The following is a 12,404-nucleotide window of genomic DNA, read 5'->3' as shown; positions in this document are numbered from 1 at the left end:
CTTTTAATAGTATATTATTAATATTTTCAATAACTTATAAATATATGTTTATTTAAACTATTTAGTCTATTTATTTTTTAGTTACAATCGATTAATAATATATAACAAACCACATAATAGGCTTGTTCACATGAGCTTAGTTTCTAAAAACTTAAACCAAAAAACAGTAAGAGAGATTACTGCGATTTTAATTATCAAGATCATTCTACTTCTGGTAATTAAAAATATTTGGTTTGATGCGCCTACTATTCCAAAAGATTTTGACACTCAAGTCGCCGAGCGTATCGCCGGCAATCCTTCCCAAATCAAGGAGACACGTTGATGATTTCTGAAAGCGTGGTCGATCTTTCGCGGTTCCAGTTCGCTATGACTGCGATGTATCACTTTATTTTTGTTCCACTGACCTTAGGCCTGGCATTTCTGCTTGCCATCATGGAAACCACCTATGTGATTTCCGGCAAAGAAATTTACAAGGACATGACTAAGTTTTGGGGAAAACTGTTCGGGATTAACTTTGCCTTAGGGGTAACCACAGGCTTGACCATGGAGTTCCAGTTCGGAACCAACTGGGCATATTATTCGCATTATGTGGGTGATATTTTCGGTGCACCATTGGCTATTGAAGGTTTGATGGCCTTCTTCCTTGAATCTACTTTCATTGGTTTATTTTTCTTCGGTTGGGACCGTCTATCCAAAGTACAGCATCTGGGCGTGACCTGGTTAGTAGCATTGGGATCTAACATGTCTGCACTGTGGATTCTGGTTGCCAATGGCTGGATGCAAAACCCGGTCGGTTCAGCATTCAACTATGAAACCATGCGTATGGAAATGGTGGACTTTGCAGCACTGATCTTTAACCCTGTTGCACAGGTTAAATTCGTACATACTGTTTCTGCAGGTTATGTGACTGGTGCCATTTTCGTACTGGCAATTTCAAGTTACTACATGCTGAAAAAACGTGACCTGCCATTTGCACGCCGTTCATTTGCGATTGCTGCCATTTTCGGTTTAGCGTCTACTCTTTCAGTGATCCTGCTGGGCGATGAGTCTGGTTATGAAATTGGTGATGTACAGAAAACCAAACTGGCTGCGATTGAAGCAGAATGGGAAACTGAACCAGCGCCTGCAGCATTTACTTTATTTGGCTTCCCAAATAAAGAAACCATGTCTACCGATTATGCTGTGAAAATTCCTTATGTCATGGGCATCATCGCTACACGTTCTGTAGATACCCCTGTTACCGGCATTAAAGACCTGCTGGTTGAACATGAAGGTCGTATCCGAAACGGTATGGTAGCTTATGAACAACTGGAAAAACTACGTGCTGGCGATCAGTCTCCTGAGCTGAAAGCTGCATTTGCAGAAACTCAAAAAGATTTAGGCTACGGTCTGCTTCTGAAAAAATATACTGCAAATGTTGTAGATGCTTCTGACGAGCAAATTAAGGCAGCAGCAAAAGATACTATTCCACATGTACCAAGCCTGTTCTGGGCATTCCGTGCCATGGTCGCTTCTGGCTTCCTGATGCTGGTTCTGTTTGTATTAGCAACTTTTGCGGTGGCTAAACGCAATGCAGAAAACAAACCTTGGTTATTAAAATTTGCATTATTTGCATTACCACTTCCATGGATTGCGGCACAAACTGGCTGGTTTGTTGCTGAAGTAGGTCGTCAACCTTGGACTATTGGTGAGGTTCTGCCTACACATCTGTCGACTTCAAGCTTAAGCACAGGCGATGTATGGGGTTCAATCATTGCATTAGCAGCGTTCTACACTGTCTTGCTGATTATTGAAATGTACCTGATGATTAAATTCTCACGTCTGGGTCCAAGTTCATTACATACCGGTAAATACCACTTCGAAAAATCTAATTCTCAAGCAGCAGCCGATCAAGAAGATGCAGCTCTTCCAGAAGGCGTAACTGGCGAGGTTCAATCATGATTGAATACGAACTCCTCAAAATAATCTGGTGGGTACTGGTTGGCGTCTTGCTGATTGGTTTCGCCCTGACTGATGGCTTTGATATGGGCTCCATGGCGATCATGCCATTCGTGGGTCAGAATGATGAAGAACGTCGTGCGGCAATCAATACGATTGCCCCGCATTGGGATGGTAACCAAGTCTGGTTTATTACTGCGGGTGGTGCCCTGTTTGCTGCTTGGCCAATGGTTTATGCAACTGCCTTTTCTGGTATGTACTGGGCACTTCTGCTTGTTCTGTTTGCCTTATTCCTGCGTCCAGTAGGATTCGACTATCGCTCCAAACTGGAAAATACCAAATGGCGTAATGCCTGGGATTGGGGCCTAGCAGTTGGTGGTGCTGTGCCTGCACTGGTTTTCGGTGTTGCATTCGGCAATATGTTCCTGGGTGTTCCATTTACATTAGACGAAACAGTTCGTTCGACTTATTCCGGCAGCTTCTTTGCCCTGCTCAATCCATTTGCACTGGTATGTGGTGTTGTCAGCTTATCTATGCTGTGTGCACACGGTGGTGCATGGTTGATGCTACGTACAGATGGCGATTTACGTGAACGTTCTGCCAAAGCAACCAAAATCATGGGGATTGTTTATCTGGTAGCTTTCCTGGTAGTCGGTGCATGGTTATATTTCGGTGGTATCCAGGGTTATACCCTAGTGACTCCTTACGAAACTAACGGTATCGCTAATCCACTAGCAAAAGAAGTACTGACCAATGCCAACCCAGGCTGGATGAACAACTACAGCAATTATCCAATTACGATACTGGCACCAGTTTCAGGTATTTTGGGCGGTATCATTGTGGTATTGGCTGCATCTAAAGCCAAAGCAGGTTTGAGCTTCCTGGGTTCATCTTTAGCGGTGATCGGTGCGATTTTGACTGCCGGTTTTGCCCTATTCCCATTCCTGATGCCATCTAGCATCAACCCAGTTGCAAGCTTAACCATGTGGGATGCGGTATCCAGCCAAAATACCTTAACTGTGATGACTGTAGCTGCATGCATCTTCGTTCCACTGATCCTGTGCTACACCACTTGGTGTTACTACAAGATGTGGGGCGTGATTACCAAAAAACATATTCAAGAGAATTCACACAGCCTGTACTAAGGCTGTGTCTTAGGAGATAAAATTATGTGGTATTTCGCATGGATTCTCGGCATTTTGATGGCCTGTTTCGCTGGTGTACTCAGTGCACTATATATTGAAAATCATCAAGACCTGGATGAGAAATAAGAGATGACAGACGCTGCAGTTGAACAAGTAAAGATAGAAAAAAAATCTAACCCTTTTGCAATGGTGATTTCTTGCCTATTGGCTTTTCCAATCGCAGCGGTGTTGCTGGTTCATCCTGCTGCAATGCTGGATGCCAACGGGGAATATAGCCACCGCGCCATGATGTTTATCATGATCGGCATTTCAGGCGGTTTTATTCACGGGGTTGGCTTTATCCCTCAGCACTGGTTCTGGAAATGGCTATTTAGTCCGTTTCTGGCTTGGCCGTTAATGCTATGGGGTTATTACACTTGGTTTCTTAATTAGGTATTAAACAGCCAAAAACAAAGCCCTCATTTGAGGGCTTTTTTATTGATATTTTGCAAATTTACTATCAATTCTTTGCTTTTCCTCAGCAGAAATATCCTCTTGCATCTGAAAGCAACTTCCATATTTACCATGAATATAATGCAGATACTTTTCCTTTCCAGCATGTCTTAGCAAAATTTGTGCAGCCATGGTAATAAATCCATTAACTTGCCTAATCAAAGTAATTCTAAATTCATCCGATAATCCAGCACGCTTTTGAATTAAAGAATTCCTACCCGTATGTACGACGGAATGTAAATGCTTTAAAGAGTAAAACTTAAACTCCTTAAACATTTCAACAATATGTTCTATTTCCTTTACTCCTTCGAGCTTAGTGATCATTTCTGTGACAGAAAGTATTTTTATATTTTGGAAAAGCTGAGCTTCATTTTTTACTTCGAATTTTTGCACTTCATTATTTGTTGCTACCATAAGAAGCCAATAAGCCCTAACGACAGCCTCAAATTGCATCCTGAATAGTGCTATCGCTGAAATGTCTCTTTCTAATTCTAATAGATGTTGTATAGCAACCCCATGTTCAATAGCTATATCACAACATTCGTGCACCAATTCCAGCCTTAAACCTGCCTCTAAATACACTGAGCTAATTAACTCATCATCCAACTCTTCAAGCATTTGTTCAGACAATCGAAAAATATTATCCATATGAAAAACCACTATAGTATTATTAATTTTTTATGGGCTTAAAATTAAAAAAGCGAGATAAAAATCTCGCTTTTAAACTTTCTATCGATGAGTATGGATTGACATCACAATACCCATCCCTGCCAACATGGAAATCACGGCTGTCCCCCCATAACTCATCAATGGCAAAGGGTCACCCGTCACAGGCAAGATCCCACTGACCATGCCTGAGTTTAAAAATACAAAGAAGAAAAAAGTTAGTCCGATCGCACCGGCGTATAAACGGCCAAAGTTATGAAAGCTATTCATGCCAATAATCAGACAGCGAATAATAATGGCCGTAAACAGGCTGAATAGAAGAAACACCCCGATAAAACCAAATTCTTCCGCATAAGTCGACATAATAAAGTCGGTATGATGTTCAGGCAGATAACCTAGATGAGACTGAGTACCTTGCGAATAGCCTTTCCCCATAATCCCGCCCGAACCGATGGCAATTTTGGACTGGATAATATTCCAGCCTGCGCCCAAGGCATCTGATTCTGGATCGAATAAAGTCAGAATCCGTTTCTTTTGATACTCCTGAAAAAAGAACATCCACAGCAATGGCACTGCAATAGCTAAAGCAGCAAAGGCTCCAGCAATTAAACGCCATGACATGCCGCTTAGGAACAGTACAAAAATCCCGGGAATCACCAGACCGATATTTAGATCGGGTTGCAGTGCTACCAGTACAAATGGCACGCCTAAAATCACCAAAGCACCGACAATGTCCAGAAACTTCGGTGGGAAAGGTTTACGGGCAAAGTACCAGGCCATCATCAGTGGCATGGCAAACTTCATTACCTCACTCGGCTGCATACTCCCTACACCCGGCAACGTAATCCAGCGGGTTGCCCCAAGACGCTTCTCACCAATCACAAAGACCAGCAGTAGCATAAAGATACCGAACATATAAAAATATGGACTGGCAGCTTGATAAACCTTAGGTGGTACTTGGGCACAGATAAACATCACCACAAAGCCCACACCAAAACTGATCGCCTGACGGATCACCATCCCGGAATCTTCAGAGGTGGCACTGTAAACCACCATCAGACCCAGGATCGCATTTAAAATCAGGAAACAAAGCAGCCATGGATCAAGGTGCAACTTGGTCCATCGGGAGGCATTTTGGGGATTAATACTACGTCCATCGCGTGCGGACTGCCGCAAAAAACGATACTGCTGTGAAGGGATCATTGGCCCACGGGTAGAAAATTCATGATGGCAAAATTATAAGTTAAAGTACTCCGGAATAAATCGTCATTGACTGATTTATTCCATTTTTATTGCAATATATTTAGCGCTGTGCAGCCAGAATCAGCTTGGCCAGTTCCAGATCATCTGGATAGGTAATTTTAATATTGTCAGAGCGACCTTGTACTACTTGAACTGGTTCGTCTATATGTTCCAGTGCACTGGCTTCATCGGTAATAGTAACACCATCTGCGAGTGCCTGCTGAATTGCACGTTTTAAGGTTCCGAGTTTCGCCATTTGTGGTGTTTGCGCCTGCCACAAAGTTGAACGATCTACCGTCGTTTCAATATCATGACTCTTTACGACACGCTTTAAGGTATCCCGTACCGGAATACCCAGAATCGCCGCCTGATCGGTTTGAATTGCTGTATTGACCAGATCAATCAAGGAGCTTTGACTCACACAAGGACGGGCTGCATCATGCACTAAAACCCAGTCTTCTTCTGAAGCTATCTCAGATAAATATTCCAAGGCATTTAGTACAGAGTTGACGCGTTCTGCACCGCCCAAGCAAAAATGCGCTTTATCCAGACGAGAAAATGGCAGAGTCTTGGCAACATCATCCTGTGCACCGATTGCAAGGACATAACCTGCTAATGGCAATTGATTCAGGCGCGAAACCGTATGTTCAAGAACGGTCTGTTCCTGAATCATCTGATATTGTTTAAGTTCGGTTTTGGAAAATCGGCTACCGGAACCTGCAGCTGGTAAAATGACCCACAATTTATGGTGTTGTTGGAACATCAGCTGATTCATTGGTTCTCAGGTCTACTTTATTCGGATTAAGATAAATCGGTTTATATTGAGTACTAATAGTGCTCATTTGTACAAAGGTTTCATGCGGCTTGATCAAACCTAAATCGAGACGAGCATGTTCTTCGATGGCTTCAATACCATTCTTCAAATCATAAACTTCTGCAGCCAGAACGCGATTACGTTCTTTTAACTCTTCATTCAATTCTACTTGTTGCTGGATTTTCTGGGTCAATGCCTGATGGTCATTATAACCACCCTCACCAAACCAGTATAAATATTGAAACCCTGCGATCAGAACGATCGCAAGGCCCAACAGTACTTTACTCATCAAGGAGTCGAATACATTTAACATTGACATAAGTCGCTTAGTTCAAACCTTTGAACTCAGCTTTACCGCGATATGCAGCTTGAGTCAATTCTTCGATACGAAGTAATTGGTTATATTTCGCTACACGGTCAGAACGGCAAAGTGAACCAGTCTTGATTTGACCTGCTGCTGTACCCACTGCAAGATCTGCAATAGTAGAATCTTCAGTTTCACCTGAACGGTGAGAGATTACAGTAGAGTAACCGTTTGCTTTCGCAAGGTAGATGGCATCCAGAGTTTCAGTCAATGTACCGATCTGGTTGTACTTGATCAGGATTGAGTTGCCTACTTTCTCGTTGATACCACGTTGAAGAATCTTAGGATTCGTAACAAACAGGTCATCACCAACCAACTGGATCTTGTCGCCCAGAATCGAAGTCAGGTAAGACCAGCCTTCCCAGTCAGATTCGTCCAGACCATCTTCAATGGAGATAATTGGGTATTGGTTTACTAGACCTGCAAGGTAGTCAGCAAACTGGTTGCTTGTGAACGATTTGTTGCCTTCACCAGCCAGGATATATTGACCATCTTTGTAGAATTCTGAAGATGCACAGTCAAGCGCAAGCATAATGTCAGAACCAGCCTTGTAACCAGTTTGCTCGATTGCAGACAGGATCACAGTAATAGCTTCTTCGTTAGAACGAAGGTTTGGCGCAAAACCACCTTCATCACCAACTGCAGTGTTCAAACCTTGTTTCTTCAAAACTGATTTTAAAGAATGGAAGATTTCAGCACCCGCACGTAACGCTTCAGAAAATGAAGTGAAACCTACAGGCTCAATCATGAATTCCTGAATATCAACAGTGTTGTCTGCGTGAGCACCACCGTTCAGGATGTTCATCATTGGAACAGGCATGGTCAAAATCTTTTGACCACGAAGATCTGCGATATATTGGTAAAGCGGAGTTTTCTTTTCTTCAGCAGCAGCACGCGCAGCAGCAAGAGATACTGCCAAAGTTGCGTTTGCACCTAATTTTTCTTTGTTTTCAGTACCGTCTAAAGCGATCATCGTATTGTCGATGTCTTTCTGTTCGAATACTGATTTACCCACTAACGCATCACGAATCAGAGTGTTTACGTTGTTAACCGCAGTTTTAACCCCTTTACCTAGGTAACGTGCTTTATCGCCATCACGAAGTTCTAGAGCTTCACGAGAACCAGTTGAAGCACCAGATGGTGCACATGCACGGCCAACTACGCCAGATGCTAAGATAACGTCTGCTTCGATGGTTGGATTACCACGAGAGTCCAAAATTTCACGTGCACGAATGTCAACGATTTGACTCATGAACTATTCCTCAGTTGATTAATAAAAATGATGCGTCAAAAAAGACGCATCAATGTATATTGAATTAATGTGTATCTAATTTTTCAAATCCTTTCACTAGAGTATCCAGCTCTTTTAATTGAGCCAGGAATGGTTCTAGTTGAGATAAACGCAAGGCACAAGGACCATCACATTTTGCCACATCTGGATTTGGATGAGCTTCCAGGAATAAACCTGCAAGACCTGTTGCCATACCGGCACGCGCCAGTGTAGTAATCTGCGCACGACGACCACCGGCAGAGTCAGCACGACCGCCCGGAGTTTGTAATGCATGCGTTACATCAAAGAATACTGGCACGTTCATTTCTTTCATGATGTCGAAGCCCAGCATGTCTACAACCAGATTGTTGTAACCAAAGGCTGAACCACGCTCACAAAGAATCAGCTTGTCATTCCCTGCTTCCAGACATTTATGCAAAATGTGGCGCATTTCATGCGGAGCAAGGAACTGGGCTTTTTTGATGTTGATGATGGCATCAGTTTTTGCCATCGCTTCAACCAGGTCAGTCTGACGACTTAAGAATGCAGGTAGCTGAATAATGTCAGCAACTTCTGCCACAGGAGCAGCCTGATACGGCTCATGTACATCAGTGATAATTGGTACATTAAAATGTTTTTTAATGTCGGCTAACCACTCGATTCCTTTTTCGAGGCCAGGCCCACGGAATGAGTTCAGGCTTGAACGGTTGGCTTTGTCAAAACTTGCTTTAAAGACATATGGAATATCTAAACGCTTGCAGATATCAACATAAGTCTCTGCAATTTCAAAAGCTAAGTCTTTCGACTCAAGTACGTTCATGCCGCCGAATAGTACAAATGGCAAGTGGTTTGCCATTTGTATATCGCCTAAACGTACAATTTCTTGTGGTTTTAATTGTGACATTTAAACTTCCTAGTTGTGTCTTAAACTCGCATTATTTGGTTTTTTGGTACTGTTTTTTTGCAGCATCAATGAAACCGGCAAATAATGGATGTCCATCACGTGGCGAGCTGGTAAATTCCGGGTGGAATTGTACTGCAATAAACCAAGGATGTGCAGGAATTTCAACAGTTTCTACCAGATGTTGTACCGGAGAATAACCAGAAATCTTCATGCCTTTTTCTTCCAGCACTGGGATATAACGGTTGTTCATCTCGTAACGGTGACGATGACGTTCGATAATTTCATCCGAACCATACACTTCAGCAGTCTTGGTACCCGGTACCAGTTCAGACTTCTGTGCACCTAGACGCATGGTACCGCCAAGGTCTGAATCTACTGAACGCTGTTGAACTTCACCGCGCTCATCTAACCATTCAGTGATCAGACCAATCAATGGAGATTTGGTTGAGCGGTTGAATTCTGTTGAAGTCGCATCAGTGATACCCGCCACGTTACGTGCATATTCGATCACTGCAAGCTGCATACCCAAGCAGATGCCCAGGAATGGCACACCGTTTTCACGTGCAAAACGAATCGCTTTCATTTTGCCTTCAGTACCACGCTCACCGAAACCACCCGGAACCAGAATCGCATCCGCATCTTTCAATACTTCATTGACATCTTGGCTTTCAAGTTCTTCAGCATTGACATAGTCGATCTGAACTTTCACTCGGTTTTGAATGCCCGCATGTAAAAGTGCTTCGTTCACAGACTTGTAGGCATCTGGAAGTTCAACATATTTACCCACCATTGCAACACGTACAGTGTATTCAGGGTTCAGTAAAGCTTCTACCACATTATCCCAGTCAGACAGGTCTGCTTCTGGAAGATTGTCATAGCCAAAACGTTCACAGATGAGATCATCAACGTTCTGTTCATAGAAAGTACGTGGAATCTGGTAGATCGTACGTGCATCTTTACACACGACTACTGCACGCGCTTCTACGTTAGTGAACAAGGCAATTTTACGCGTCGTATCTGCATCAACATCATGTTCAGTACGGCAGATCAAAATGTCTGGTTGAATACCAATAGACAGAAGTTCTTTTACTGAGTGTTGAGTTGGTTTAGTTTTTAATTCTGCTGCAGACTTAATGTATGGGAGTAACGTTAAGTGCATCAGCATCGTACGTTTATGACCAAGTTCAACCATTAACTGACGTACAGATTCCATGAATGGGAGAGATTCAATGTCACCTACAGTACCGCCGATCTCAACGATCGCAACGTCATAACCTTCGCCAGCGCGAAGTACACGTTCTTTGATGTTGTCAGTAATGTGTGGAATAACTTGTACAGTACCACCCAGGTAGTCACCACGGCGTTCTTTATTCAGAACATCCTGATAAACACGGCCTGATGTAAAGTTATTCAGTTTGGTCATTTTCGCACGACGCAAGAAACGTTCGTAGTAACCCAAGTCTAAGTCTGTTTCAGCACCGTCTTCTGTAACAAAAACTTCACCGTGCTGGAATGGGCTCATAGTCCCTGGATCGACATTAATGTATGGATCCATTTTTACCATGGTCACTTTTAAACCACGGGCTTCTAAAAGTGCAGCAACAGAAGCAGCTGAAATACCTTTACCTAGTGATGAAACAACACCACCAGTCACGAAAATAAAATGGGTCATTGGGTTTCTCGTACAATCGAGCCTAAATCGGCCTGCAATGTTGCGCAATTTTACTTTACCTTGTACCAATAAAGCAAAGTCAATCCGCATCAAATCAAAGAACAATAAACAATTGACTATTCTAACAGCAATTCCTTAAAAAAATTACAGTAAGTTCATATGATTTATATATTGCATTTTGCTGCTATAATAGGAGCATTCACACCCTACACTATTCTGTTTGATGCAATGATGATGAAGAAACTTTTAATCTGTACCCTGATCCTGACTGGCCTTACACTGACTGGTTGTGTAAAAAAAGAAGCTCCAAAAGAAGAAGAACAAACCGAAGTTACTCCAGCATCTGAAGTGGTTGCTCCGGAACCTGTACAACTTGAGCCTGTTGAACCATTAGAATCAACACCAGTTGAACCGGTTGAAGAAGCACCAGCAGCACCGACTGTTGAAATCCAGCGCGAACAAACTGCGAATACTACGACTGAAATTCGCCGTGAAGTTAAAAAACCAGAACCTGCTCAATCAGAGCCTGCGCCTGCAGCTGAAACAAATTCAAGTACTGAGCAGCCTGCAAAACCTGCAGCAACACCAGCCGCTCCTAAAAACAATTCATCTTCTGCAAACAAGTCTGAAGATGATGCAGTTGCAGATGCGATTGCTGCTGCTATGCCAGCACTTGAAAACTAATATAATCCTTCATCAAAAAAACCCAGCTTATGCTGGGTTTTTTATGGTTTAAAAATCTCTTTCAAGCTGCCGTTGGAGTATCGGAAAGTTGCAGTAAATACTCTGCCATCAGACGAGTGGCCCATGATTCTGTCTGCATTAAACCCTGATAAAAGCCACAGTGGCTGCCTTTTTTAGTGGTGACGACTACAATATTCGGCATAGCTCGAATGGCATCCTTATACGGTTCCAGATTCTTGATATGACAGACCGGGTCATCTTCCGAGTTCAAAATCATCAATGGAATTTTGACATTTTCAAAGACATAAATCGGGTTGGTGGCCTTGGTATAGCTTTCATAATCTGAAAAACCTGCCAGCTCATAGTAGTGCTGTTCAAATTCAGACAAGTCTTTCACCTCAAGCAATTGCTTCCATGAAGGATAAATCTGCCAGGTTTCCTGATAAGGGTGGATAAAACGTTTGATCAGTTTTTTAGCCATGACTTTGCTATAAAACGGATGCACATAAGCAAAACCGGTTTCGGTATTATAACCTGGGCATAAGGCAAAGGCTGCTTTGAGCGGGGTTTGCTCGCCCTCCTCACCCAAGTAGCGAACTAACAGTCCTGTACCCGCAGAAGAACCTACACCATAGAGATCGGATTGAGGAAATTTGTCCTGAATATAGAGCAGCTGTTCACGCAAGTCCTGAGTGGAGCCAAACAGGTTCATTTTTGGCACAGGCATTGGCAGGTCAGCATGACCACGGCGCAAACACAGGGCAACACGCCAGCCTGTATATTTATGCAGGTCACGTACCAGCTCCCGCATGGATTCCGGAGAACCGGTAATGGTATGTAATAACACAATAGTAGGTGTACTTGGCGGTAAATCTAAACCATACCAGGCAATGCCAGTAATGCCGCCATCGGACATATTCAGCTGCTCAAGCACATCATATTGCAGCTTAATCGTGCGTTTTTTTATCAAGTCCAGATATAAAATGTGCGCATGCGCATTTGATAACCACGGTGTTGGACGATATTTCTGTTTTAAAAGTGGTAAACGTTCAATCACACCAGAAAATAAACCATTCGGATTATAATAAAGTGTTGGAAGATCCGCTCCGCTAAAGCGGTCCAGATATTCACTTGAAAGTTGACTCATTTTTTTAAGCCACATTTTCATCTGTATTCCCCTCTAGTTTTCTATCAGTGATGTACAAACTTCATG

Annotated in this window: 14 protein-coding genes; 6 read left to right on the top strand and 8 right to left on the bottom strand. The window is 42.9% G+C overall.

What is annotated here, in order from left to right:
• Nucleotides 1-130 precede the first annotated feature (130 nt).
• Genes cydP through C3F22_RS05665 form a run of 5 tightly spaced genes read left to right on the top strand, consistent with a single transcriptional unit; the run spans nucleotide 131 to nucleotide 3,515 of the window.
• Entirely contained in the window at nucleotides 131-322 is a 192-nt protein-coding gene (gene cydP, locus C3F22_RS05685; RefSeq protein ID WP_004783737.1) for a cytochrome oxidase putative small subunit CydP, read from the top strand.
• Complete coding sequence (locus tag C3F22_RS05680; RefSeq protein WP_104426032.1) at nucleotides 322-1,941, top strand: cytochrome ubiquinol oxidase subunit I; 1,620 nt, start codon at nucleotides 322-324, stop codon at nucleotides 1,939-1,941. The genes cydP and C3F22_RS05680 overlap by 1 nt, the downstream gene beginning before the upstream one ends.
• A complete protein-coding gene (gene cydB / locus C3F22_RS05675; RefSeq protein ID WP_104426031.1) occupies nucleotides 1,938-3,083 on the top strand; it encodes a cytochrome d ubiquinol oxidase subunit II in 1,146 nt (381 codons plus the stop codon). Before C3F22_RS05680 ends, cydB begins: the two co-directional genes overlap by 4 nt.
• Nucleotides 3,084-3,107: 24 nt before the next feature.
• Complete coding sequence (gene cydX, locus C3F22_RS05670; RefSeq protein ID WP_004783742.1) at nucleotides 3,108-3,209, top strand: cytochrome bd-I oxidase subunit CydX; 102 nt, start codon at nucleotides 3,108-3,110, stop codon at nucleotides 3,207-3,209.
• Nucleotides 3,210-3,212: 3 nt separating this feature from the next.
• Nucleotides 3,213-3,515 carry a cyd operon YbgE family protein gene (locus C3F22_RS05665; protein ID WP_104426030.1) on the top strand — a complete coding sequence of 101 codons (303 nt, stop codon included), beginning with the start codon at nucleotides 3,213-3,215 and terminating at the stop codon, nucleotides 3,513-3,515.
• Between the two features lie 42 nt (nucleotides 3,516-3,557).
• Here C3F22_RS05665 and C3F22_RS05660 read toward each other — a convergent pair whose 3' ends face one another.
• From C3F22_RS05660 to C3F22_RS05630, 7 genes are all read right to left on the bottom strand, one after another.
• Nucleotides 3,558-4,223 carry a DUF6988 family protein gene (locus tag C3F22_RS05660; protein WP_104426029.1) on the bottom strand — a complete coding sequence of 222 codons (666 nt, stop codon included), beginning with the start codon at nucleotides 4,221-4,223 and terminating at the stop codon, nucleotides 3,558-3,560.
• A gap of 81 nt (nucleotides 4,224-4,304) precedes the next feature.
• Nucleotides 4,305-5,444 carry a rod shape-determining protein RodA gene (gene rodA / locus C3F22_RS05655; protein WP_104426028.1) on the bottom strand — a complete coding sequence of 380 codons (1,140 nt, stop codon included), beginning with the start codon at nucleotides 5,442-5,444 and terminating at the stop codon, nucleotides 4,305-4,307.
• Nucleotides 5,445-5,544: 100 nt separating this feature from the next.
• Nucleotides 5,545-6,258, bottom strand: a complete 714-nt coding sequence (gene ispD / locus C3F22_RS05650) for a 2-C-methyl-D-erythritol 4-phosphate cytidylyltransferase (RefSeq protein WP_104426027.1) — start codon at nucleotides 6,256-6,258, stop codon at nucleotides 5,545-5,547.
• A complete protein-coding gene (locus tag C3F22_RS05645; protein ID WP_004783752.1) occupies nucleotides 6,227-6,616 on the bottom strand; it encodes a septum formation initiator family protein in 390 nt (129 codons plus the stop codon). The genes ispD and C3F22_RS05645 overlap by 32 nt, the downstream gene beginning before the upstream one ends.
• A 7-nt stretch (nucleotides 6,617-6,623) precedes the next feature.
• Nucleotides 6,624-7,913, bottom strand: a complete 1,290-nt coding sequence (gene eno, locus C3F22_RS05640; RefSeq protein ID WP_034171067.1) for a phosphopyruvate hydratase — start codon at nucleotides 7,911-7,913, stop codon at nucleotides 6,624-6,626.
• A 64-nt stretch (nucleotides 7,914-7,977) separates the two neighbouring features.
• On the bottom strand, nucleotides 7,978-8,835 hold the full coding sequence (kdsA, locus tag C3F22_RS05635; protein ID WP_004783756.1) for a 3-deoxy-8-phosphooctulonate synthase: 858 nt from the start codon (nucleotides 8,833-8,835) through the stop codon (nucleotides 7,978-7,980).
• A gap of 31 nt (nucleotides 8,836-8,866) precedes the next feature.
• Nucleotides 8,867-10,507, bottom strand: a complete 1,641-nt coding sequence (locus tag C3F22_RS05630; protein ID WP_104426986.1) for a CTP synthase — start codon at nucleotides 10,505-10,507, stop codon at nucleotides 8,867-8,869.
• A 228-nt stretch (nucleotides 10,508-10,735) separates the two neighbouring features.
• Here C3F22_RS05630 and C3F22_RS05625 point away from each other — a divergent pair, with 228 nt between their 5' ends.
• Nucleotides 10,736-11,191, top strand: a complete 456-nt coding sequence (locus C3F22_RS05625; protein WP_373684945.1) for a hypothetical protein — start codon at nucleotides 10,736-10,738, stop codon at nucleotides 11,189-11,191.
• 61 nt (nucleotides 11,192-11,252) lie between these two features.
• Here the strand turns inward: C3F22_RS05625 and C3F22_RS05620 are convergent, their stop codons facing one another.
• Nucleotides 11,253-12,359: a YheT family hydrolase gene (locus C3F22_RS05620; protein WP_004783762.1), complete on the bottom strand. Its 1,107-nt coding sequence runs from the start codon at nucleotides 12,357-12,359 to the stop codon at nucleotides 11,253-11,255.
• Between the last annotated feature and the right edge of the window lie 45 nt (nucleotides 12,360-12,404).

The organism is Acinetobacter sp. ACNIH1, assembly GCF_002934695.1.
Taxonomy (GTDB): Bacteria; Pseudomonadota; Gammaproteobacteria; order Pseudomonadales; family Moraxellaceae; genus Acinetobacter; species Acinetobacter variabilis.
Note: the sequence above shows the minus strand (reverse complement) of the source record. Positions and strands in the feature narration are given on the sequence as shown.